21 protein-coding genes and 1 tRNA gene are annotated in these 22,886 nt (G+C 66.3%); 11 read left to right on the top strand and 11 right to left on the bottom strand.

The window, feature by feature from the left end:
* Window positions 1-68 precede the first annotated feature (68 nt).
* The 6 genes from J7396_RS18510 to J7396_RS18485 are packed head-to-tail and all read left to right on the top strand — an operon-like array spanning window position 69 to window position 5,851.
* Entirely contained in the window at window positions 69-1,067 is a 999-nt protein-coding gene (locus J7396_RS18510; RefSeq protein WP_209261879.1) for a 3-oxoacyl-[acyl-carrier-protein] synthase III C-terminal domain-containing protein, read from the top strand.
* Complete coding sequence (locus tag J7396_RS18505; protein WP_209261878.1) at window positions 1,067-1,915, top strand: MBL fold metallo-hydrolase; 849 nt, start codon at window positions 1,067-1,069, stop codon at window positions 1,913-1,915. Before J7396_RS18510 ends, J7396_RS18505 begins: the two co-directional genes overlap by 1 nt.
* A complete protein-coding gene (locus tag J7396_RS18500; protein WP_008574543.1) occupies window positions 1,912-2,871 on the top strand; it encodes an NAD(P)-dependent oxidoreductase in 960 nt (319 codons plus the stop codon). The genes J7396_RS18505 and J7396_RS18500 overlap by 4 nt, the downstream gene beginning before the upstream one ends.
* Window positions 2,862-4,016, top strand: a complete 1,155-nt coding sequence (locus J7396_RS18495; protein ID WP_031423213.1) for a glycosyltransferase — start codon at window positions 2,862-2,864, stop codon at window positions 4,014-4,016. Before J7396_RS18500 ends, J7396_RS18495 begins: the two co-directional genes overlap by 10 nt.
* Window positions 3,994-4,605 (top strand): hypothetical protein, encoded by a 612-nt coding sequence (locus J7396_RS18490; RefSeq protein ID WP_209261877.1) that lies wholly within the window; start codon window positions 3,994-3,996, stop codon window positions 4,603-4,605. The genes J7396_RS18495 and J7396_RS18490 overlap by 23 nt, the downstream gene beginning before the upstream one ends.
* Complete coding sequence (locus tag J7396_RS18485) at window positions 4,595-5,851, top strand: glycosyltransferase (protein WP_209261876.1); 1,257 nt, start codon at window positions 4,595-4,597, stop codon at window positions 5,849-5,851. The genes J7396_RS18490 and J7396_RS18485 overlap by 11 nt, the downstream gene beginning before the upstream one ends.
* A 34-nt stretch (window positions 5,852-5,885) precedes the next feature.
* On the opposite strand, the gene dxs is transcribed toward J7396_RS18485, so the two are convergent.
* The 5 genes from dxs to J7396_RS18460 form a co-directional block, all read right to left on the bottom strand.
* Entirely contained in the window at window positions 5,886-7,802 is a 1,917-nt protein-coding gene (gene dxs, locus J7396_RS18480; protein WP_041470106.1) for a 1-deoxy-D-xylulose-5-phosphate synthase, read from the bottom strand.
* A gap of 432 nt (window positions 7,803-8,234) precedes the next feature.
* Window positions 8,235-8,891, bottom strand: a complete 657-nt coding sequence (locus J7396_RS18475; RefSeq protein WP_011347885.1) for an HNH endonuclease — start codon at window positions 8,889-8,891, stop codon at window positions 8,235-8,237.
* 287 nt (window positions 8,892-9,178) lie between these two features.
* Entirely contained in the window at window positions 9,179-10,972 is a 1,794-nt protein-coding gene (locus J7396_RS18470; protein WP_071117746.1) for an acyl-CoA dehydrogenase C-terminal domain-containing protein, read from the bottom strand.
* Window positions 10,973-11,009: 37 nt separating this feature from the next.
* Window positions 11,010-11,486: an LEA type 2 family protein gene (locus J7396_RS18465; protein ID WP_011347883.1), complete on the bottom strand. Its 477-nt coding sequence runs from the start codon at window positions 11,484-11,486 to the stop codon at window positions 11,010-11,012.
* Window positions 11,487-11,600: 114 nt separating this feature from the next.
* Window positions 11,601-12,137 carry a lipocalin family protein gene (locus J7396_RS18460; protein ID WP_071117745.1) on the bottom strand — a complete coding sequence of 179 codons (537 nt, stop codon included), beginning with the start codon at window positions 12,135-12,137 and terminating at the stop codon, window positions 11,601-11,603.
* A gap of 181 nt (window positions 12,138-12,318) precedes the next feature.
* Here J7396_RS18460 and J7396_RS18455 point away from each other — a divergent pair.
* Window positions 12,319-12,394, top strand: a tRNA-Phe gene (locus J7396_RS18455).
* Window positions 12,395-12,640: 246 nt separating this feature from the next.
* Window positions 12,641-12,916, top strand: coding sequence for a hypothetical protein (locus J7396_RS18450; protein ID WP_071117744.1), 276 nt, complete (start codon window positions 12,641-12,643; stop codon window positions 12,914-12,916).
* A gap of 151 nt (window positions 12,917-13,067) precedes the next feature.
* Here the strand turns inward: J7396_RS18450 and cho are convergent, their stop codons facing one another.
* Together cho and J7396_RS18440 are read right to left on the bottom strand one after the other, a co-directional pair.
* On the bottom strand, window positions 13,068-13,922 hold the full coding sequence (gene cho / locus J7396_RS18445) for an excinuclease Cho (RefSeq protein ID WP_083347936.1): 855 nt from the start codon (window positions 13,920-13,922) through the stop codon (window positions 13,068-13,070).
* 241 nt (window positions 13,923-14,163) lie between these two features.
* Window positions 14,164-14,364: a KGG domain-containing protein gene (locus J7396_RS18440; RefSeq protein ID WP_005914053.1), complete on the bottom strand. Its 201-nt coding sequence runs from the start codon at window positions 14,362-14,364 to the stop codon at window positions 14,164-14,166.
* A gap of 335 nt (window positions 14,365-14,699) precedes the next feature.
* Between J7396_RS18440 and J7396_RS18435 the strand changes: the two genes are divergently transcribed.
* A complete protein-coding gene (locus tag J7396_RS18435) occupies window positions 14,700-15,311 on the top strand; it encodes a VCBS repeat-containing protein (RefSeq protein WP_136732703.1) in 612 nt (203 codons plus the stop codon).
* A gap of 130 nt (window positions 15,312-15,441) precedes the next feature.
* The gene (locus J7396_RS18430; protein ID WP_209261875.1) at window positions 15,442-17,064 is read left to right on the top strand and encodes a hybrid sensor histidine kinase/response regulator; all 1,623 of its coding nucleotides are present in this window, start codon (window positions 15,442-15,444) and stop codon (window positions 17,062-17,064) included.
* 378 nt (window positions 17,065-17,442) lie between these two features.
* Here the strand turns inward: J7396_RS18430 and J7396_RS18425 are convergent, their stop codons facing one another.
* From J7396_RS18425 to J7396_RS18410, 4 genes are all read right to left on the bottom strand, one after another.
* The gene (locus J7396_RS18425; protein ID WP_008571381.1) at window positions 17,443-17,718 is read right to left on the bottom strand and encodes an oxidative damage protection protein; all 276 of its coding nucleotides are present in this window, start codon (window positions 17,716-17,718) and stop codon (window positions 17,443-17,445) included.
* Window positions 17,719-17,741: 23 nt separating this feature from the next.
* The gene (gene mutY, locus J7396_RS18420) at window positions 17,742-18,815 is read right to left on the bottom strand and encodes an A/G-specific adenine glycosylase (RefSeq protein ID WP_209261874.1); all 1,074 of its coding nucleotides are present in this window, start codon (window positions 18,813-18,815) and stop codon (window positions 17,742-17,744) included.
* 346 nt (window positions 18,816-19,161) lie between these two features.
* On the bottom strand, window positions 19,162-20,781 hold the full coding sequence (gene ftsY / locus J7396_RS18415; RefSeq protein ID WP_209261873.1) for a signal recognition particle-docking protein FtsY: 1,620 nt from the start codon (window positions 20,779-20,781) through the stop codon (window positions 19,162-19,164).
* A gap of 205 nt (window positions 20,782-20,986) precedes the next feature.
* Complete coding sequence (locus J7396_RS18410) at window positions 20,987-21,703, bottom strand: AraC family transcriptional regulator (RefSeq protein ID WP_007965956.1); 717 nt, start codon at window positions 21,701-21,703, stop codon at window positions 20,987-20,989.
* A gap of 160 nt (window positions 21,704-21,863) precedes the next feature.
* Between J7396_RS18410 and J7396_RS18405 the strand changes: the two genes are divergently transcribed.
* Window positions 21,864-22,802: a proline racemase family protein gene (locus J7396_RS18405; RefSeq protein ID WP_209261872.1), complete on the top strand. Its 939-nt coding sequence runs from the start codon at window positions 21,864-21,866 to the stop codon at window positions 22,800-22,802.
* Window positions 22,803-22,886: the final 84 nt, after the last annotated feature.

The raw sequence follows: 22,886 nt of genomic DNA, 5'->3' as shown, positions 1-22,886 counted from the left end.
TGCACGGCGGTGGGCCTACCGATGCGGCCACGGTATGCTGCGCGCCTTCATGTTTTGAGAGCTCCGCGTTGAACGCATTGCCGCTGCGCATCCTGGGCACCGGGCGCCATGTTCCGGCGACGGAAGTGACATCGCGCCAGTTGGACGAGCGCTGGCAGTTGCCGGCCGGAACCACGTTCGCGCGTCTGGGCGTGGAGACGCGCCATTACGTGGGCGAGGGCGAGACCGCATCGTCGATGGGGGCAGCCGCTGCACAGCAGGCCTTGGCCAGCGCCGGGCTCGATGCCAGCCGGATCGATTGCCTGATCTCCGCCTGCAGCGTCATGGAGCAGCCGATTCCCTGCCAGGCGGTGCTGATCCAGCGCGCGCTCGGCCTCGGCGATTCGGGCATCCCCGCATTCGACGTCAATGCAACCTGCCTCAGTTTTCTGGTGGCCCTGGACATGGCGGCCAACGCACTGGCGCTGGGTCGCTACGAGCGCGTGCTGATCGTCTCCAGCGAAGTCGCATCGGCCGGGCTGGATGCGGCGACGCCGGCCACGGCCGGCTTGTTCGGCGATGGCGCAGCCGCAGTGGTCGTTGGACGCAGCGACGCAGGGCAGGGCTCGGCGCTGCTCTCCAGCCGGCTGTCCAGCTATGGCAATGGCGCCGAGCTGTGCCGCATTCGCGGCGGTGGCACGCGTTACCCGCATGGCGAAGACAGCGCGCCCGATGCCTCGCGCGTGTTCTGCATGGATGGACGCGGCGCCTACCGTTTCGCCGCACGGCATCTGCCGGCGTTTTGGGAACAGCTGCTGCACGAGGCCGGCACCGCCACCGCAGCCTTGCGTTGCCTGGTACCGCACCAGGCTTCCGGCGGCGGCCTGGATCATGTGGTGCAGACCTTGGGACTGCGCCCCGAACAGGTGGTGCGCATCCTGCAACACACGGGTAACCAGGTCGCCGCGTCGTTGCCGCATGCGCTGCATCACGCACGCGTCGACCTGGGCCTGCAGCGTGGCGATCTGGTCGCGCTGCTCGGCACCGGGGCAGGGCTTGCCATCGGCGGCATGGTGTTGCGTTACTGATGCCGGTCCGCGTGTCGCTCGAGCTGCTGCGCGTGGGCCACTGCCGCCATTGCGAACGCATGGTGCGTGCAGATGGTCACTGGCATGCGGTGGAATTCCCCGCACTGAGCGTGCTGATCCGGCATCCGCAGCGTGGCGCGCTGTTGTACGACACCGGCTATGCCGCGCATTTTTTTCGTGCCACCGATCCCTGGCCGGAGCGCCTGTACCGCTGGACCACGCCAGTCAGCTTGCCCGCCGACCAAACCCTGGGCGCGCAGTTGAACAAACGTGGCGTATCGCTGGATGACATCGCCTGGTGCCTGATTTCGCACTTCCACGCCGACCATGTCGGCGGCCTGCGCGATCTGCCCAATGCGCGCTTTTTCTGCCTGCGCGCGGATTACCAGCAGCTGCGCAGCTGTTCGCGCATGGGTGGGTTGCGCCGCGCCTTGCTGCCGCAGCTGCTGCCGGACGACTTCGACCAGCGGCTGCAGTTTGCCGACCAGGCACCGCAGCGCGCGTTGACTGGAGCCTGGCAGGAGCTCGGCCCGGCCTACGATCTGTTCGAGGACGGCAGCGTGCTCGCGGTATCGCTACCCGGGCACGTGCCCGGCCAGATGGGACTGTGGGTACGCGACCAGCACGACCGCGAGGTGTTGCTGTGTGCGGACGCGGTATGGTCCTCGGCCACCTGGGCCACGCTGCAATGGCCGGCCTGGCCCACGCGTCTGCTGATGCACGACTGGCACGCATTCCAGCACACCGTGCATCGCTTGCACGCCTTGTCGCACGCCCATCCGGAACTGGTCATCCTGCCTTCGCATTGCCAGCCGAGTCTTGACCGATATCAACCGGAGTGGCGATGAGCCTGCGCATTCTCGTGACCGGCGCGTCCGGTTTTGTCGGTGGTGCATTCCTGCGGCGCTTTCAGGGGCAGCCGGGCGTCGAGATTCACGGTATCGGCCGCCGCGCCAGCGACCTGCCCAACTACCATCGCATCGATCTGAGCCAGGCCTTCTCGCTGGACTGGCAACCGGATGTGGTGATTCATGCAGCTGCGTTGGCCTCGCCGTGGGGCACGCGTGCGCAGTTTCAGCGGCACAATGTCCAGGCCACCGCCAACCTCATCGACTTCTGCAAGCGCAACGGCTGCCCGCGCCTGCTGTATGTCTCCTCCAGTTCGGTGTTCTATCGCGAAGCGCATCAATACGGCCTGGATGAAGACAGCCCGATCGGCCCGGCGTTCGTCAATACATACGCACAAACCAAGTATCTTGGCGAGACGTTGCTGGATGACTATCCCGGGGAAAAGAGCGTGTTGCGCCCGCGTGCGGTATTCGGGCCCGGCGACACGGTGCTGTTTCCGCGCGTGATCGCCGCCGCGCGCAAGGGTGCATTGCCACGTTTCGTCGGTCAGACCCAGCCGGTGATCGGCGACCTGATCTATATCGATACGCTGTGCGATTACCTGTACCGCGCGGCCACCGCGCCGCAGTTGCAGGCTGCTTACAATCTCACCAACGCACACCCGGTGGACCTGCAGCAGTTGTTGTTGGAGGTGCTGGCGCGCCTGCAGCTGCCGTTGCCACGGCGCGAGGTGCGCATCGGCACCGCATTGCGCATGGCCAGCGTGGTGGAAGCGGTGTATCGCGGGCTGCGGCTGCGGGGCGAGCCGCCGATCACGCGCTTCGGCGTTGGCGTGTTCGCATATTCCAAGACCTTCGATCCGCGCCGCACGCTTGCCGATCTGGGCCCGCCCAGCGTCGGCCTGGACGAGGGCGTGGACGCCTTCGTGCGCTGGCAGGCAGCGCAGTGGACCTGATCGTTCCCATCCTGGCCGCGCTGTATCTGGCCGTGCTGCTGGTCAAGACGGCGGCCGTGCTGTGGGTCATGCGTGGCGAACGCGCGAGGCCGGCGCGCCGTGCCGTTGCCACGCCGGCCGAGGTGGCGATCCTGCAGCCTATTCTTGGTGGCGATGCGCATTTGCAGGAGGTGCTTGTTGCCAACGCGCAGGCATTGCCGCAGGCGCAGTTCGTCTGGTTGCTGGATGCCGACGATGGCCCGGGAAACGCCGCTGCCGCTGCTGTCGTTGCGCAATATCCGCAGCTGCGGATCGCGCGCATTCTCGTGCCCGCGGCGCCACCAGGCATCAACCCCAAGGCCTGGAAACTCGATTACGCGCTGCCGCACATCGATGCGGCTGTCAGCCTGGTTCTCGACGACGATGCGCACCTCGGCGGCCATGCGCTGTCGCAACTGTTGTCGGACCTCACGCATGCCGATGTGGTCACCGCACTGCCGTATTACCGCGACAGCGCCACGCTGGCCGGGCGCCTGTTGGCGCAGTTCGTCAACAACAATGCCGCGCTCACGTACTTGGGCTGGCTGCCATTCGCAGCGCCGCTGACCATCAATGGCATGTGCTATGCCGCGCGTACCGAACAGCTGCGCAGCTGGGGTGGCTTTACTGCATTGCTGGAGCAGCTGACCGACGATCTGGCCTTCGCCACCCTGGTGCGCGACCGCGGCGGGCGGCTCTGGCAATCCACTGCGCCGGTGGCGATGCGTACCGCCATGCCCGACCTGCGTGGCTATATGCGCCAGATGCATCGCTGGATGCTGTTCGCATCGATCCTGCTAGGCCGTCAACGCCTGCACGTACGCAGTGCCATCGGCGTGTTGCAGGGGCTGCCGCCGTTGCTGCTGGTGGCCATGCTGGTCTGCGCTTGCATGCAGCACACCTGGCCGGCTGCACTCTGCGTGCTGATCGTCTTGCTGGTGCGCGCGCTGCTGCTGTGCGCTGTGCAATGGCGCGTCACCGGCGCCGTTCGCCACCGCCTGCTGGTGTCGCTATGCGCCGAATGCCTGCAGCCGCTGCATCTGCTGCACGCAGCGCTGGTGCGCACGATCCGCTGGCGCACGCGGCGTTACCGCGTGCTACCGAATGGGTGCTTTCGTGCGGAGTGAGTCGGGGCCGCTGCAGATCGCCTTCCTCACCGGGCAAAGCGATCCGGCAAGCTGCGCCTTGAGTGCGGAGCAGGGCGCATTTCTGCAACAGCTGCAGGGCGCAGGCCGGCAGCTGCTGGATTGCAATTACCCGTACCACCGCAACGGCGCGCCGCACCGGCGTACGCCGTTGTGGCGTGCCTGCCTCTCCAATGCACGGCAGTATCTTGCGGCCCGACATGCCCGCCTTGCCGAAGCCGATCGCAAGCGTGTCCATGCGCTGCTGGATCAGGCGCCGATGACGCTGCTTCTTGCCGGCAGCTGCGGACTGCAGCTGTTGACCGCATTGCAGTTGCCGGATGCGCTGCGTGCACGCCTGGCGGTTTTTGCGTACGGCCCAGTGTGTCATGCGCCCTCAGTGTTCGGCCAGCTGCGCGTGGTACAGGGCCGCAGCGACTGGATCTCTCGAACACTGTTCGATGGGCAGGTCGATGCCAGACCTGCGTGCGGACACATGGCGTACCTGCGCAACGCCGAGGTGCTTGCCGAGTGCCAGCGCTTTGTCGCGCAGATCGAACGAATGCGACAGGGCGCAGCGCATGCGCATTGATCTGATCGCACCGCCCTACAGCGGCCATCTGCATCCCATCCTGGCGATCGCGCAACAGCTCACCGCGCAGCACGATGTCTGCGTCATCAGCACGCCTGCTGCGCGGGCGCGCATCGAGGCATGTGGGCTCGCCGCTGCCAGCGTGCTGGATGCGCATGCCGATCGCTTGCTGCTTTCCATCGCCAACCCGCCGCATGCAGTGGGCCACAACCCCGTGCGCCTGCGTCGGCAGTTGCACAGCGCACTCGGGCTTATGGCGCAGCTCGGCGAAGCGCTGCAGCAGCGCTGGCACGCGCGGCGGCCGGATCTGGTGATCGTCGACTTCACCCTGCCCAGCGCAGGACTGGCCGCACAGACGATGGGCATTGCCTGGTGGACCAGCATGCCGTCTCCATGCGTGATCGAAACCACGGATGGGCCGCCCGCATACTTTGGCGGGTTGCTGCCTGCGACCACACCCTTGCAGCGTGTCTGGCATGCAGCGGCACGCCGGCTCACACGTGGCTTCAAACGGACCCTGCACCTTTGCTATCGGCGCCAGATGCGCGCGTGCGGGTTGCCGGCAATCTATCGCCGCGATCGCAGCGAGGCGGTGTATTCGCCGCAGTGCATCCTGGCCCTGGGAGTTCCGTCGTTCGAGCTGGCGCAACGCTGGCCGACGGCAGTGCGCTTTGTCGGGCCGCAGTTGTGCACGCCGCCTTCGTCGGTGCCGGCGCCCACCTTCGTCGACGGTCGCCGGCATGTGCTGGTGACGCTGGGCACGCATCTGCAATGGGTCAAGCAGCGCATGGATGGCGTGTTGCGTGCGCTGGCGCCGCAGTTCCCGGAGGTGGTCTTCCATTTCAGCGACGGCGACACCGGCGCTTCGCCGCAGCCGGGGCAGGGCAACTATCAGCGGCTGCCCTATGTGGATTACGCCCAGCACCTGCACCGCTACGCCTTGGTGATCCATCACGGCGGCGCCGGCATTCTCTACGCCTGCCTCGCCGCGGGATTGCCGGCCATCGTCTACCCGCTGGATTACGACCAGTTCGATCACGCCGCGCGCCTGCAGGTGGCAGGTGCTGCCTGGTGGTTGCGCGATCTGGATGGCTTGCCGGCGTTGCTGCGTCAGGCGCTCGGCGCCGGCGAGGTGCCACATGGCGTGCGTCGCCTGCAGGCGGCGCTACAACTGATCCAATCGCAGGCGCGCATCGCGCAGCTGGTGGAGGGTTTCGCGCGTACTGGCGCGTTGCCGCCAGTGTAATGCGGCACGCGCCACAACGAATCTGTCGGCGCGCTCAGCCTGCCGCAGCGTTCAACGCAGGCGTCTTGCTGGTCATCAGTTGCGGCCAGCGCTTGAGCACGGCGGCGCGAATGCCGGCCTGGTCGATGCCGGCCTCGGCCAGCAGGTCTTCGCGGCTGGCGTGATGCTGGAAGCTGTCCGGCAGGCCCAGGTGCAGCATCGGCATGGTAACGGCTTCGGCGTTGAGCAGTTCCGACACGCCAGCACCTGCGCCGCCTGCAACCACGTTGTCTTCGATGGTGACGAAGCCGTCGTGGGTTTTTGCGAGCTCCAGCAGCATCGCCTTGTCCAGCGGCTTGACGAAGCGCATGTTCACGACCGTCAGCCCCAGTTCGCGGCCGACCGCCTCTGCCGCATCCACCGTCGCGCCGAAGCCGAGCAGGGCAATGCGGGTGCCGCTGTGGCGCAGCTGCGCCTTGCCGATCGGTAGGGTGGCCAGCGAGGCATCGAGCGCAACACCCGGGCCGGTGCCGCGCGGGTAGCGCACCGCTGCCGGGCCCTGGTACTGCACGCCGGTGCTCAGCATCTGACGGCATTCGGCCTCATCGGCCGGCGCCATCACCACCATGTGCGGCACGCAGCGCAGGAAGCTCAGATCCAGATTGCCGGCATGGGTGGCGCCATCCGGGCCGACCACGCCGCCGCGATCGATCGCAAACAGCACATCCAGTTGCTGCACCGCCACGTCGTGCACCAGTTGGTCGTAGCCGCGCTGCAGGAAGGTGGAATAGATCGCGACCACCGGCTTGGCGCCCTGGGTCGCCATGCCAGCGGCCAGCGTTACCGCGTGCTGCTCGGCAATGGCCACATCGAAATAGCGCTGCGGATATTCCTTGCTGAAGCGCACCAGGCCCGAGCCCTCGCGCATCGCCGGTGTGATCACCAACAGCTTGGGTTCGGCGGCGGCCATGTCGCAGACCCAGTCGCTGAAGACGTCGGTATAGGTCGGCTTCTTGGCGCCGGCCTTTGCCACCAGGCCCTTGCTCGGATCGAACGGGCCAACGGCGTGATAACCGATCTGATCGCCTTCGGCCAGCTCGTAGCCCTTGCCCTTGGTGGTGATGACGTGCAGCAGTTGCGGGCCCTTGAGCGTCTGCAGGGTCTTCAGTGCGCCGACCAGGCTGGGCAGGTCGTGGCCATCGATCGGGCCGGTGTAATGGAAGCCCATCTCCTCGAACAGCGTGGACGGCACGAACATGCCTTTCCAGTGTTCTTCCCAACGCCGCACGAAACGCGCGGTAGGGTTGTTCTTCTTGTCGCCGAGGATCTTCTTGCCGCCTTCGCGGATCGCATTGAGCGTGCGGCTGCCGCTGGCGCGCCCCAGCATCTTGGTCAACCCGCCCACTGCTTCGGAGATCGACATGCGGTTGTCGTTGAGGATCACCAGCAGATTCGGTTCCGGGTCCATGCCGCCAGCGTGGTTCAGCGCTTCGTAGACCATGCCAGCGGTCATTGCGCCGTCGCCGATCACCGCCACCACCTTGCGGTCGTCGCCGTTGCGCTGCGCAGCGATGGCCATGCCGAGCGCGGCCGAGATCGAGGTCGACGAATGGCCCACACCGAAGGTGTCGTAGATGCTTTCTTCGCGCTTGGGAAACGGCGCCACGCCGTCCTTCTGCTTGACCGTGTGGATCTGGTCGCGCCGGCCGGTGAGGATCTTGTGCGGGTAGGTCTGATGCCCGACGTCCCACACCAGCTGATCCACCGGGGTCTGATACAGGTAGTGCAGGGCGACGGTGAGCTCGATCACGCCCAGGCCGGCCGCGAAGTGCCCGCCGCTCTTGCCCACCGATTCGATCAGATAGGAGCGCAGTTCTTCGGCGATCGCGGTCAGCTCGGCTTCGTCGAAGCGGCGCAGATCGTCGGGAGTCTGGATGCGGGACAGGCGCGGATAGCGGGTGGTGTCGATCATCATCGTGTCAATCTTCTGAAGCCGTATTGTCCTCCCCATGCGAAGGCCCGGCAAGCAAACCGGTTCAGCTGTCAGCGGGAAGTGATGGGCACACGCACCGTCACGCCTGGCGCGCGCGATGCTTACCGACACCTGCGGCAATCTGCCGCACCGTTCGATGGACCGATTGCGCCGAGTCTTCTAGACCACTTGGCCCCTTGCCTGCGTGGGATGGGACGCTCGGCCGTGTCCGGGTGCCTCATGCGTTGGATCGCCGTGGCCGGGTTCGATGTCACGTCGGACCCCGTGCGCCAGCGAAGCCGCCAGCGCCGCGGCGCGAGTGGGGCAACCGCACGCGCATCCGGGCCCAAGCGCCCGTGGTTGTCTTGGCACTCGGCCGAAGGGTGGCGCGGCCACTCACCAGCCAGCAGGCGCAACGCGTGGCCAGCCGGCTTACAGCGACAGCTTGGAGCGTTTGGGCAGCTGCGCGCGCAAAAAGGCCATCTGATCGGACAGGATGTTGCGGTTGGACAGGATCAGGTGCTCGATCCAGCTCGGCCGATAGGGCACCGCCAGCAGCGGCATATGCGCCTGTTGCGGCGTGCGGTTGGCCTTGCGCGAATTGCACTGGAAGCAGGCGGTCACCACGTTTTCCCAACTGTCGCGACCGCCTTTGGACACCGGCATGACGTGGTCGCGGGTCAGGTGCGGGCGACTGAAATGCTGGCCGCAATACATGCACAGCTGCGAATCGCGCGCGAATAACGCGGTGTTGCTGAGGGTCGGGGTCGGGTCCAGCGCGCGCGACCGGGCATGCCCGCGCGCGGCGATGATGGGGTGCAGTTCCAGCGTGCTGCGCTCGCCGGTCAGCCGCGAGATGCCGCCGTGGATCTGCATGCATGGCTCGCCCAGCGTCCACGACACCGCATCGCGGGCGTACAGGCAGGCAGCGTCTTGCCAGTTGATCCAGTCCAGCACGCGGCCATGCGCATCGAGCGACAGCAGGCGAAGCGTGGGGAGTTGGTGGATTGCGGCGACAGCGCTGCCCGTGTCCGGGGCAGCGCTGCCTCCGGGGACGATCACATCACGAACGTGCGTGTCTGTCTCCATCGGGAAAACAGCTTATACCCGATCGTTGACAGTTTGTGTATCGCAGCGAATGGCGTTGGCGCGTGTCTTCAAAGCACTGGCTCGGCAAGTCCCGTTGCCCGCCATTGCGTGCCGCCGCGCTGCGGAATCGCTCGTCGAACGCAGTGATGGCGTTGATGAGCCGTAGGAGCGCCCCCGGGCGCGAGGCTTTGTCGAGCGATACCGCTCTGTCGCGGCCAGGTCCGCTCCTACGACAGCGGCAGAATTCCGCGGCGTGAGCCGTAGGAGCGCACCTGGCCGCGAGGCGCTCAGCCTTCGCCGAACAGCTCCGCTTCCAGGGTCATCAGCGGTGCGGCGCCGCTGCGGATGGCGGCGGCATGGGTCAGGGTGCGCGGCAGGATGCGGGCAAAGTAGAACCGCGCCGTCTCCCGCTTGGCGCGCTTGAAGTCCTCGCTGTGCGCGGAGGCATCGGCAGCGGCCACGCTGCGCGCCCACCAGTACGCCAGCACCACGTAGCCCGAATAAAACAGGTAGTCGTGGCTGGCCGCGCCCAGTTCGTCCGGGTTGCGCGCGGCGCGGTCGAGCACATCGCGGGTCAGCATCGCCCATTCGCTGCACTTATCGCGCAGCGGCTTGATGAACTCGGCCAGCGCAGCGTTGCCGTCCTGGGCGTTAGCGAAGGTTTCCACATCGGCCAGGAAGAGCTTTAGCCCGGCGGCCTGGCTGGCGGCGGTCTTGCGGCCGATCAGGTCCAGCGCCTGGATGCCGGTGGTGCCTTCGTAGATGGTGGTGATGCGCGCGTCGCGGGCCAGCTGCTCCATGCCGTATTCGCGGATGTAGCCGTGGCCGCCGAAGCACTGCAGCGCGTGGTAGGTGTTCTCGATCGACCATTCGGTCTGGCAGGCCTTGGAGATCGGGGTGAGGAAGCTCACCAGGGTCTCGGCGTCGGCGCGTTCGCGTTCGCTCTCGCCGCGATGGGCAACGTCGACCAGGCTGGCCGCATGCAACGCGAGCAGGCGGCTGCCTTCGGTCAGCGACTTGATGGTCAGCAACATGCGGCGCACGTCCGGGTGCACGATGATCGGGTCGGCCGGCTTGTCCGGGAATTTGGCGCCGCTGAGCGCCCGCGATTGCAACCGCTCGCGGCTGTAGCGCAGGGCGTTCTGGTAGGCGCGCTCGGACAACCCGATGCCTTGCAGGCCCACGCTCAGGCGTGCGGTATTCATCATCGTAAACATCGCCTGCAGTCCCTTGTGGGGCTGGCCGACCAGGTAGCCTTGCGCGCCCTCGAAGTTCATCACGCAGGTGACAGAGCCCTTGATGCCCATCTTGTGCTCGATGGAGCCGCAATGCAGCGCATTCCGCTCGCCCACGCTGCCGTCGCGGCCCACCTTGAACTTGGGGGTGACGAACAGCGAGATGCCCTTGGCGCCGGCCGGTGCGTCCGGCAGCTTGGCCAGTACCAGGTGCACGATGTTGTCGGTGAGGTCGTGCTCGCCGGCTGTGATGAAGATCTTGGTGCCGGTGATGGCGTAGCTGCCATCGGGATTGGGTTCGGCGCGGGTCTTGAGCAGGCCCAGGTCGGTGCCGCAATGCGGTTCGGTCAGGCACATGGTGCCGGTCCAGCGGCCGTCGATCAGGGGTTTGAGGAAGACGTCCTGCTGCCAGGTCTCGCCGTGCTGGCGCAGGGCTTCCATCGCGCCATGCGACAGCAGCGGAAAGTTGCCCCAGGCCAGGTTGGCGGCGTTGATCATTTCGCTCAGCGGCACGCCCAGCGTGTGCGGCATGCCCTGGCCGCCGAATTGCGGTTCGGCGGTGAGCCCGTTCCAGCCGCCTTCCACGAATTGATCGTAGGCGGCGCGGAAGCCGGGCGGGGTGGTCACCGCGTGCGTGCTCTTGTCGAACGCGCAACCGATCTCGTCGCCCACGCTGTTGAGCGGCGCCAGCACCTGCGAGGTGAAGCGGCCGGCCTCTTCGAGGACGGCGTCGATGATGTCGGTGCTGGCCTCGGTGTAGCCGAGCCGGGCGAACAGGGCATGCGCGCCGAGCACGTCGTGCAGGGCAAAGCGGAAATCGGCCAGCGGGGCGGTATAGCTGCTCATGCGGGATCCTTGGAAGCGGGTACGGGAGGCGTGCGCATTAGCGCAGCACGCCGTTGAGGCCGGGAGCCGGGCTGAGCGTATTGCGCGATTCCACACTGAACTCGCGTTGTTTCTTGTCCTGTGGGGTCGCCCAGACCGTGCCCTTGAGCGTGTACGGGAACGAGCGGCCGCCGGCCAGCACGTCGGCCGCGGTGATGCGGCCCAGCGAGGTGGGTTGCACGGTGACGGTGACCACGTCTGCGGTTTCCGGGCCGATCGACATGCCCACGGCCTGGTCGAGCTTGCCGGCCAGTTGATCGCCGGCAGAGATTTCCAGTGCCACGCGTTCGAACTGCATCGGGATGCTGCTGTAGTTCTGCAGGCGCAGGTCCACCGACCAGGAGCCGTCGGCACGCACGGTCAGTTGCTGGATGCTGGCGGCCGGCTCGGACACCCGGCGGACTGCGCCGCCGCAGGCGCTCAGCAGTAGCCCGCAGGCCAGCGACACAAGAAGAAGGCGATAGGCACGACGCATGGACTCGGGTCCTTGGCGGAATGAGGCGGCGCCAAGAATACTACGCAGTACGGTCGCCGCTCCCGAGTGCGCGAAGCGCGGGTGCCGGATCATTACGCCAGGTGATACGCAGCCTCACAATATCGGCGCGGCCACAATCAACGGCGACAGGTCGTAGCCCATCTCGGTCGCCTGCGCCTTGAGCCGTTCCAGTTGCGCGCGCTGCATCTGTGGCGAGCGCGACAGGATCCACAGGTACTTGCGATCCGGCTCGCCGACCACCGCCCATTGGTAATCCGGGTCGAGCGCGATCACCCAATAGTCGGCCCACACCAGCGGCAACCAACCCAGCCACTCGGGAGCAAAGCGCACCTGCAACTGCCCGGGCTGGCCGGCGACCGGGCGCGCCACGCCGTCGGCCTGGGTCAGGCTGCCATCGGCGGTGCGGCAGCCATTGCGCACGCCGATCAAGCCATCGTCGCGCAAGGTGTAGCTGGCGGTAATGTCGCTGCGGCACTTTTTCTGGAACGACACCGGCAGGTGCGCAATCTCATGCCACTGGCCGGCATAGCGCGAGATGTCCAGCTGCGGTACCGCGCGCACCGGTTGTTGCGCAAACGCTGTCAGCGGCAGCAGGGCGACGAACGACAACAGCAGGCGGGGCAGGCGCATGACAATCTCCGGTGAACGCGCGCAGGCTAGGCCATGTCGCCGGCCGCGCGGCGTGAAGCGGTGCAAGAAACGCGGCCCCCACCGCGGCCGGCAACAAAGTTGCTCGCAACGCTTGCCCAAACTGCGCCTGCTCGCTATAGTGCGCGTCCTCGCAACGCAGGCATCGTGTTGCAGGTTAAGTGGCCGAGTAGCTCAGTTGGTAGAGCAGGGGATTGAAAATCCCCGTGTCGGCGGTTCGATTCCGTCCTCGGCCACCATGTCCAAGCCTTCGTTCGCAAGGCTTCCCGGTTCTCACCGGATCTGTTGTTCCCCGTCACTGCCTCGATTTTGCGCGCGCTGCACAGTCTTCGTGCTGCATGCGCGCGTGCTTGCGCTGACGTGATCCAGCGTGGATGCAGACTCGCGCGTTGGTCCGGCCACCCGTTCATCCGCGTAGGTCCTATGCGCACGCAATGCAATCGATTTCGACGCGGTCTTCAAATGCGCATGGCGATACTGCGCGCATGACGCACAAGACACTTCGACGCACCCTGATCCACGGTTACTGCGGTGAATTCCGCGTGGAGACCCTGGAAAGCCAGGCGCCTGGCGCGACGCTGTGGCTTTCCACCGCGTTCGTTTACCACCGCGACCGTGCCGCGCCCGTAGCCACGATCGAGGGCGCAGGGCAGGGCGAATACCGGGGCGACGCACGCGAGCAGGCGCTGCGCGTCGGTTCTTGTCTGGCGGAGTTTCTGGACCCCAAGGAATACCGCAGCTGCGAGATGCAGAGTGGCTGAATCGCGGGCTCTCGCATGCGCTTGGAGAGCGTAGGCGGCGGGACCGTTGTTGGTGGGGAAACAGGACAGGCCGGCGTCACGCCGCGCGATGCCTCGCATGAACTCAGCACCTGCTGCGCGTGCCCAAGTGAACACGCCACGCATGTCGTGCCTACAGCAACACCACGTTGTGCAAATGCGTTTGAAGGCCCTTGCGCAAAATCCGGTAGCAATCGCGATCGAAGTCGCCGGGTGCGGTCTTCAGTTTGCGGGCCGCAGCCAGCGAGGTGGCGCTGCCCAGATAGTGCCAGTTGCGCAGCACGTGAAATTGACGCAACTGCTTGCCCTCTTCCTTCAACGCCACCGCGCCAGGAAACGGCCAGACGGCCTGTTCCAGATGCTCAAGGGCGGCGCGTAGACGCATCTCGTGGTCGCCCAGCGATTCGGCGCCATGGCAGGCACCGGCACAGCGCTTCAACATGGCGCGGAAACACGGGCGACCATCGGTGGCGCGTTCCAGGCCGAGCAGCCCGTAGCAAAGGCGGTCGCGATCGGCCAGCCGCCGCAGCGCTTCCTGGGCGGCGCGTGGGCTGGAATAGAGCCCATACAGCCACGGTATGACCGCCGGGTCGCGCTCGGCCGAATGCACGATGGACACGTCGCCGCAATACAGCCGGATCGAAAACTGACGCGGGACGCGCCGCAGCTTCTGGTTGTACAGCGGGCGCATCGATTTGATGAGCTGCGATTCCAGCAGCTGCGCACCGAGATCGCCGGCCATTTCGAACACGCTGATGCGACGGGTCTGGCGCAATAGCGAGGCTTCGCGTGGCGTGCGGAAGTGATCCATCACCCGCACCCGCAAGTTGACGCTCTTGCCGATATACAACGGCAGTTCGCTGTCCTGGCCGTGGAAGAGATACACCCCGGCAGTCGTCGGCAAGGTTTCGAGCGTGCTGCGCAAATGCTCGGGGTAGGCGTATTCGACCGCACCGAGCCCGCGGCGAACGCGTTCACTGCGTGCCACGGCGGACCTTGGTCTGCTGCTGCGTCAGTGGATCGAAGCCTGCGCAACCATCCAGGGGGCCTGGCGCTGCTGCATGCACGGTGGGGTGCGAGTGTGTGCGGAACATCGTGGTCATCGGGCGGCAGCGTGCCGATGTGCTGTCGCATCAGCTGAGACGCCGCCCGATTCTTGAAAAGAACGCGCTTCCGGAAAGAGCTGCGGCCCTTGCGGAAGCGCCTTGGTACCTGCCGTGTTGCGCAGCTCAGCGGTTGTTGCCGCCACCGCTCGCCTGGCCGCCCTTCTTGCCGGCCTCGCGTGCTTCTTCCGAGGTGAACTCGTGGGCGTTGCCGCTTTCGTGGGCCGCCTTGCCGCCCTTGGAAGCGATTTCGCGCTGCTTGTCTTCGTCCATCGAAGCAAAGCCGCGGTTGCTGGTGCCACCCTTGTTGTCGTTCTGATTTGCCATTGCAGATTCTCACTCGTCGGTTGGGGAATGCACCACTGGACGCCGTGGTGCAGGGCCAGCATCGCGGTGGAGGCATCAATCGGACGTGGGGATTTCGACAGCCGGGCGTGAGCCAGCAAGCGGGCTTGAGGAGCGATCTTCACAGGCGAAAAACGCGGTGTGGCGACGCAATGCGGCAGACGCTCGACAGGATTGCGGCTCCATCGCGCGCGTGCGCCGAATGGCATGCGGCGACCGTGCGACGACACGCCCCTAGGTGTTGCGCGCCGATGCCGGCGCGCGGGGCAGGAGCGGCCGGCTATGCTGGCAGCCCCGACGCAGACCAGGACACCGCGATGACGACACGATGCCGATGGTGGGCAACCGTGCTGGCAACGACCGCGACGCTGGCCATGTCAGCCGGCGCCGCCACGCTGCCCGCCGGTGCTGCCAGACTGTTACCTGCCGGGCAGTCGGTGATGAGTGTCGCTAGCGCCGATCTCACCGGCGATGGCCGGCAGGATTACGTGGTTGCGTTGCGTGCATCCGCAGAACAAACGCTGCGCGGCCCTGGCCATGCAGCACCGCCGCGTACCCTGCTGGTGCTGGTTGCAAACGCCGGCGGTGGGTTTGTGGAAGCCGCGCGCAACACGCGGGTGATCTTCAACGCCGACGAAGGCGGGCAGTGCGATCCATTTCTGGACAGCGACCAGGGCCTGGTCGCGAAGGGCGCGTATTTCACCGTGCAAAACGCGGTGGCGTGCGGACAACACTGGACCGACTACATCACCTTTCGTTACGACCGCCGCCGCGGCGTCTTCGTGTTCCACAAGCGCGTGATCGAAGCATGGGAAATGAACACCCAGGACACGCCCGATGCCCAAGCGCTGCGCCTGAGCGAGCACAAGGAAATTGCCGCCGACCCGCGTAAGCCGGTGCTGCTCTCTGCCTACAGGCCTGCGCCGTGATGGCGCTATCGCAGCGCATCCGGTTCGATGGCGGGCGCGGCCGTACGGGAAATGCTCATGGATGTGACGAATCGCCTCACCGGACCCAACTAGACTGTGGCCACGGGAATGGCCCCGCGGAGAACATCACTTGAACGATCCCGGTCACGGAGAGCTGCGGGCGCCTCAGATCAGCGACACACGCGGCCTGCCTGTCGAGAAGCACCGCTCGGACATCTTCTTTGCCGCAGTGGAAACCACGCGCATGCCGATGACGGTGACCGACCCCCATCTTCCGGATAACCCCATCGTGTTCGCCAACCGCGCGTTCCTGGAGATGACCGGCTATGCCGCCGATGAGGTCATCGGCAACAACTGCCGTTTCCTGCAGGGGCCCGAGACCGATCCGGCCAGCATCAGCGATGTGCGCGCATCGATCGAAAGCCGCAGCGAATTTGCCACCGAGGTGCTGAACTACCGCAAGGACGGCTCCTCGTTCTGGAATGCGCTTTTCATCTCGCCGGTGTTCGACGACAAGGGCAACCTGGTCTATTTCTTCGGCTCGCAATTGGATGTGAGCCGGCGACGCGATGCCGAAGATGCGCTGCGCCAGGCGCAGAAGATGGAAGCGCTGGGCCAGCTGACCGGCGGCATCGCGCACGATTTCAACAATCTGCTGCAGGTGATGTCTGGACATCTGGAAGTGATCCAGATGATGGCCAGCGCCGGCGCGGGGAATGCCGAGCGGATTGCCTTCAGTGCCGAACACGCGGCGGCCGCCGCTGCCAAGGCGGCCACCTTGACCCAGCAATTGCTGGCGTTTTCGCGCAAGCAGAAACTGCGCGGGCGGGTCGTGAACCTCAACGGGCTGGTGGCCGGCATGACCAACATGGCCGAGCGCGCGCTGGGGGGCGGCGTCACCCTGCGCCAGACGCTGGAAGAAGGGCTGTGGAACTGCCAGATCGACACCACCCAGGCAGAGGTGGCGCTGTTGAATGTGTTGATCAATGCGCGCGACGCGATGGCGCAGGCAGAACGCAAGGAAGTCACGGTGCAGACCCAGAACGTGGAGATCTCAGGCCACGACCTGGCGATGTATCACCAGCTGTCCCCGGGCCGCTACGTCAGCATCGCCGTGACCGACACCGGCTCGGGCATGCCGCCGGAGGTGGTCAGCCGGGTGATGGAACCGTTCTTCACCACCAAGGAGGAAGGGCAGGGCACCGGCCTTGGCCTGTCGATGGTGTACGGCTTCGTCAAGCAGTCTGGCGGCACCGTGCGCATCTATAGCGAGGTGGGCGAAGGCACCACGGTGCGGCTGTATTTCCCCGCCTCCAGCGAATTCGAAAACGATTTGCAGGCCGCCAAGAGCCGCGCCATCGACAAGGGGGGCAACGAAACCATCCTGGTGGTGGAAGACAAGCAGGACGTGGCGGTGGTGGCGCGGATGTTTCTGGAAAACGCCGGTTACCGCGTCCTGTCTGCATCCAGCGGACGCGAGGCGGTGGAGGTCCTGGAGAAGACCCCGCAGGTGGATGCGCTGTTCACCGACCTGATCATGCCTGGCGGTATGAACGGGGTGATGCTCGCCCGTGAGGCGCGCCGCATGTTGCCGAAGATCAAGATCCTGCTCACCACCGGCTACGCCGATGCGAGCATCCAGCGCACCGATGTGGGCGGCGCCGAATTCGATGTGGTCGACAAACCCTACACGCAGAAGGAACTGCTCAAGCGCATCCGCATGTTGCTGGATGGGCCGACCGGGGTTGGTTGAGGCCGGCAGACCGCCAGTGCGATGCCGCTGCGGCATCGCACTGCAGCCGCGATTGCAGTTTCAAGATGGCGTCAGTTCGCCAGCGCAGCGCAGCGCCCGCAGCCGCAGGCGTGGGGAGCAGCCTGGCAGCCGTGAGGCCGCGGAGCTAGGCGCCTGTCGCCTCCGCCAGATCACCCGCGTCCTGCACGGGGCGTTGGCCAAATCACCAGGCTTGTCTTGCGGCGAGAACATCCAGGCCACATCGGTGAATAGCACGTCGGTGAGTGGCTGGCCGTTCCGGCACGCGCTGCACCACAGGCAGGTTCCCGCGATCACTCCCGAAAACGCACTGGTCCCGTAAAGGCAGTCACTACTGCTGCCGATCCCACCTCCGCGCGCTCAGTCACCCACCGGCGCCACATAACCTTCGGGTTTGTCGGCATTGCGCTCGAACAGGAACTTCTGCAGTTCGGCTTCGAGAAAGGCGCGGTGTTTTGGGTCGCGCGGCGATAGCCGATTTTCGTTGATCAGCATGGTCTGATGCGCCAGCCACGCTTGCCAGGCGGTCTTGCCGATCTGCGCGAAAATGCGCTGGCCGAGCTCGCCCGGATACGGCACGAAATCCAGGCCTTCGGCGTCGCTTTGCTGGTAGTGGCAGAACACGGTGCGGGACATGCGGATTCCTTTGGGACACGCGTTTACAGCGCGTCGAGCAACTTGCGGATCGGCGCCGGCAGGCCCAGCGATGCAAGATCGGCAGGCGCTACCCAGCGTAGATCGTCATTGTCGCCCACCGCCGGACGTAGCGCGACCTTGCGCAGGCGCAAGGGCTGCAAATGCAGCCGGTAATGGCTGAAGGTGTGCACGATCAGCGGCATCTCGTCGGCGCGCTCGTAGTTGCCGTCGATATGCGCTGCGAACCAGGCGCGCATGCCGCTGTGGGTATCGGCCTGCGGCAGCGTCCACAGCGCGGCCCAGATGCCGGTTGGCGGGCGTCGCTGCAGCAGGATGTGGCCCTCGGCATTCTGCAGCAGCAGCGCAGTGGCCTCGCGTTCGGGCAACTGCTTGCCGGGCTTGGGAGTGGGCAATGCCTCGACCAGGCCATCGCGGCGTGCGATGCAATCGGTCTGCAGCGGGCACAGCACACAGGCGGGCTTGGCGCGCGTGCACAGCGTGGCGCCGAAATCCATCTGCGCCTGGGTGTAGTCGGCCAGGCGGCCAGCCGGGACATGCGCAACATGGCTGGTGGCCAGTTGCCATAACTGTTTTTCAATCGCCGGCAGGCCGGGATACCCGGCAATGCCGTGGAAGCGGGCGAGCACGCGTTTGACGTTGCCGTCCATGATCGCGAAGCGATCGTTCCAGGCCTGGCTCAGGATCGCGCCTGCCGTGCTGCGGCCGATGCCCGGCAGCGCAAGCAGTGCATCGAAGTCGCGCGGCAATTGCCCACCGTGCAGCGCGACGCATTGCTTGGCGGCGGCATGCAGATTGCGCGCGCGGGCGTAGTAGCCCAGTCCGGCCCACTGCGCCATCACGGTGTCGTTGTCGGCCGCCGCCAGATCGGCCAGCGCGGGGAAGCGCGCCATGAACTTGTGGAAATACGGAATGACCACCGCCACCTGGGTCTGCTGCAGCATGATTTCCGACAGCCACACCCGGTAGGGCGTGCGTGGGTGCTGCCAGGGCAGATCATGGCGGCCATGGCCGTCGAACCAGTGCAACAGGCGGTCGACAAAGGCATCGGCGGAGGGAGTGGCGTGGTCGGCTGGCATGAGCTTTGCTGGCGATGGAGGCGAGGCGAGAGTGGCGGGACGGGGGAGTGGATCTGCTGCGCGTGTCGTGCGTGGCGTCCCTTCGCTGCAGCGCAACCGCCATTCCGCCCAGGCACCGTTCGCAGAAAGATCCTTCATCGCCAGCCCGATGCGGTGGTGTCGGCGCATGGGAGCAGGCCGCTGACGCATCCGCGCGACCTTGCCTTCAGCGTCCTGCGCGCAAGGGCTGGGCAACCTCCAGGACGCATCTTGCCTGCAACCAATCGCATGGCACCCGCCGCACCGTGCAACCTGCCTGTAGCGCCTGCGCGCACAGCGGTTGCAGGTGCGGGCAGGCATCTTCCAATCAGCCGCCCAAAGCGTCGGGCAACAGCGCGTCGACGAAGGCGACCGGGTCGAAGACGCGCAGATCTTCCGGACGCTCGCCGATACCGGCAAAGCGGATCGGAATATTGAACTCGCGCGCCAGCGCGAACACCACGCCGCCCTTGGCGGTGCCGTCGAGCTTGGTCACGACCAGGCCGGTGACGCCCACGGCAGCGTGGAACTGGCGCAGCTGCGAGATGGCGTTCTGGCCGGTGGTGCCGTCGATGACCATCAGGACTTCGTGCGGCGCGGCGGCATCGATCTTGCCGAGCACGCGGCGGATCTTGCCGAGCTCGTTCATCAGCCCGGTCTGGGTGTGCAGGCGGCCGGCGGTGTCGGCGATCAACACATCGGTGCCGCGCGCCTTGGCGGCCTGCAGCGCGTCGAACGCCACCGACGCGGCATCGGCATTTTGCCCCTGCGCAATCACGGCCACCCCATTGCGATCGCCCCAGGCCTGCAATTGCGCCACCGCCGCAGCACGGAAGGTGTCGCCGGCGGCCAGCATCAGGCTGTTGCCTTCGTCCTTGAAGCGCTTGGCCAGCTTGCCGATGGTGGTGGTCTTGCCGACGCCGTTGACACCGACGGTGAGCACCACGAACGGTTTGAGCGAGCGGTCGATCACCAGCGGCTTGGAGACCGGCTGCAGCAGCGCGATGAGATCGGCACGCAAGGCCTTGAACAGAGCCTGGGCGTCGACGAATTCGCGCGATTTCATCCGCTTGCGCAGGCCGTCGATCAACGCAGTGGTGGCGCCGATGCCGACGTCGGCGGTGATCAGTGCGGTTTCGATTTCATCCAGCAGGTCGTCATCGAGCTTGGGATTGCGCGAGAACAGGCCGCCGAAGCTGCGTGCGAAGGTGCTGTTGCGCAGCCGCTCGCGCCAGCCGGGTTTTCCCGCCGGCGCGGCGGGGAGGGCGTCGCGCTGGCCGACGATGCTGTCGTCCTGCGTGCTCGCCAGCGGTGCACTGACGATGGCCGGTGCGGTGACCGTCGGCGCGGTACTGGTCGGGGGCGCGCTGGCGGGAGCTGAAGCAGCCGGTGCAGGCGTCGAGACCGGCGCAGCGGCCACCGGCGGTGCGACCACGGCAGGGGCGACGGGTTGCGAAGGTGTGGCCGGCTGGGCAGGCACGACGGGAGGCGGCGTTGGAACGGTCTGCGGCTGCGCCACGACCGGCGGCACCACCACGACCGGCGCGCCGGGCGCGCTGGCGGGCATTGGGTCTGGCAGCGCCTGCAATGCGGTCGGCGCGGGCGCCGCAGGAGTTGCAGGCGCGCTGGGGACGGCGGCAATACTCTGCGCCTGGCCAGTGCGTGCAGCGATTTCCTGCGCCAGCTGGTCGGCTGGCGCGGCGGTGGTCTGCGGCGGTGCTGGCGCCGCAGGCTCGCTGCCTGCCGGAGCAGGAGTGACAGGCGCAATAGCCGGCGTTGCGGCCGTCTGTCTGCCTGGCTCGGCCGTGGGCAGCGCGTCGACCGGCGATGCCGGGGTGGCGGCAGACGGCGCGGTGGGGAATGCGGCTGCCAGTTCTTCCAGGCTGTAGCGCGAGGTACGCGAGCTGTCGGGCGTGGTTGGCTTGTTACGGCGAAAAAAGCTGGCCATTGGCAACGCAGTAGGGGAAACCCGAAATTCTATCATCCGGGCCTGCTGACACCTTGACGCTGCCTTTAGCGCGGCGCCGCGTCCGGGCGCATCGCATGCAGCGCAGTCCCGCAGGTCTGGCGACTGCCCCGGCTGCGCCAGCGCATGGCAAATCCTGCCGAATTCGGCATTTGTGCCAGCGATGTGTCAACGCGAAGTTGTGTCCTTATAACTGACCCTTGAGCGCGCGGTAATCGCGCGGTGTCATGCCGACGGTGGCCTTGAACTGACGCGCGAACGCGCTCTGGTCGGCGAACCCGCAGCGTTGCCCGATGCTGGCGATGCTGTCGTCGCCGTACAGCAGCCGCATCGCCGATTCGATGCGCAACTTGGTCAGCAATTGCTGCGGGGTGACCTGGAACACGCGGCGGAAGTGGCGTTCCAGCTGCGCCACCGACAACCCGGCCAGGTCGGCCAGGCTTTGCACGCGCAGGTTGTCGCCGAAGTTGGCCTGCATGTGTTCCATCACCTGGCTCAAGCGTTCGTACGCGGAATGTCGGCTGTCGGGCTGGCCCAGATCGCGCGAGATGCCGACCACGCCGATCACCTCATTGGCCTCGCACAGCGGGCGTTTGAAGGTCAGGCACCAGCCCGGCAGGCGGTTGGGGTACAGATGCACTTCGAGCTGGTTGTCGATGAGCTCGCCGCACAGCACGCGGCGGTCCTGCATCATGTAGCTGCCGCCCAGCGGCAACGGGAACACTTCCAGCGGCGAGCGGCCGATGATCTCGCTGCGCAGCTTGCGTCCCAACCGGCGCACCAGGGTCAGGTTGCAATGGGTGTAGCGGCCCTCGCTGTCCTTGATGAAGAACACCACATCCGGCAGTGCATCGAACAGCGTCTGCATTTCCAGGGCGGGCAGGTTGAGGTCCATCAGGGTCATGGTAGCGGTCACGATTAGACGGTTGCACGACGGTGCAGCCCAGCAATGATCCTAGCGCAAACGCGCGGTTGTGATTCGGGTTGATGATTGTGCGGATTTCCGCATTTTCACTTGGCATTGAACGCTAGTCGCCCGCAGGTCGGCAGTGGGAGCATGGGGTATGCACACCATCGACGTCATCGACTCCCACACGGCTGGCGAGCCTACCCGCGTGGTCCTTTCCGGTTTTCCAGATCTGGGCGATGGCGACCTGGCGCAGTGCCGCGAACGCTTTCGCAGCGAGTTCGACCACTGGCGCAGCGCCATCGCCTGCGAGCCGCGTGGGTCGGACACCATGGTAGGCGCCTTGTTGCTGCCGCCGCGCGACCCGAGCGCCTGCACCGGGGTGATCTTCTTCAATAACGTCGGCTACCTGGGCATGTGCGGGCACGGCACGATTGGCGTGGTGCGCACGCTGGCCGAACTGGGGCGCATCGCGCCGGGCCAGCACCGGATCGAGACACCGGTCGGCACGGTGGGCGTGGAGCTGGCCGACGACGGCACGGTGTCGGTAGACAATGTCGAGAGCTATCGTTTTGCCAGCGGGGTCGAGGTGGAGGTGCCGGGGCATGGCCGGGTGCGCGGCGACGTGGCCTGGGGCGGCAACTGGTTTTTCATCACCGAGCATGCGCCGTGCGCGCTGGACCTGGCGCACCAGCGCGAGCTGACCGCGTATACCGAGGCGGTTCGGCTGGCCCTGGAAGCGGCCGGGATCACTGGCGAGGCAGGTGGCGAGATCGACCATATCGAAGTCAACGGCGCTGCGCCCGACGGTAGCGGCGTGGCGCGCAATTTCGTGCTGTGCCCGGGCTTGGCCTACGACCGCTCGCCATGCGGCACCGGCACCAGCGCCAAGCTGGCCTGCCTGGCGGCGGACGGCAAGTTGGCCGAAGGCGAGCGCTGGGTGCAGCAAGGCATTCTGGGCAGCGCCTTCGAAGGCAATTATCGGTTGAGCGGGCGTGGCATCGCACCGCGCATCAGTGGGCGGGCGTACATCACCGCGCGCGCGCAACTGGTGATCGACCCGGCGGACCCGTTCGCCTGGGGCATCGTGGCCTGATGGAACCCCAGCGGCCCGCACCGGTGCTTGCGTCGGTCACGCCGTCTGGCGCAGCACTGTCTGCTGCGATGGCAGGAACTGCTG

The organism is Xanthomonas sp. A1809 (assembly GCF_017746015.1).
Lineage (GTDB): Bacteria > Pseudomonadota > Gammaproteobacteria > Xanthomonadales > Xanthomonadaceae > Xanthomonas > Xanthomonas euvesicatoria.
The sequence above is the reverse complement of the archived record's forward strand: the minus strand, read 5'-3'. Positions and strand labels throughout refer to the sequence as shown.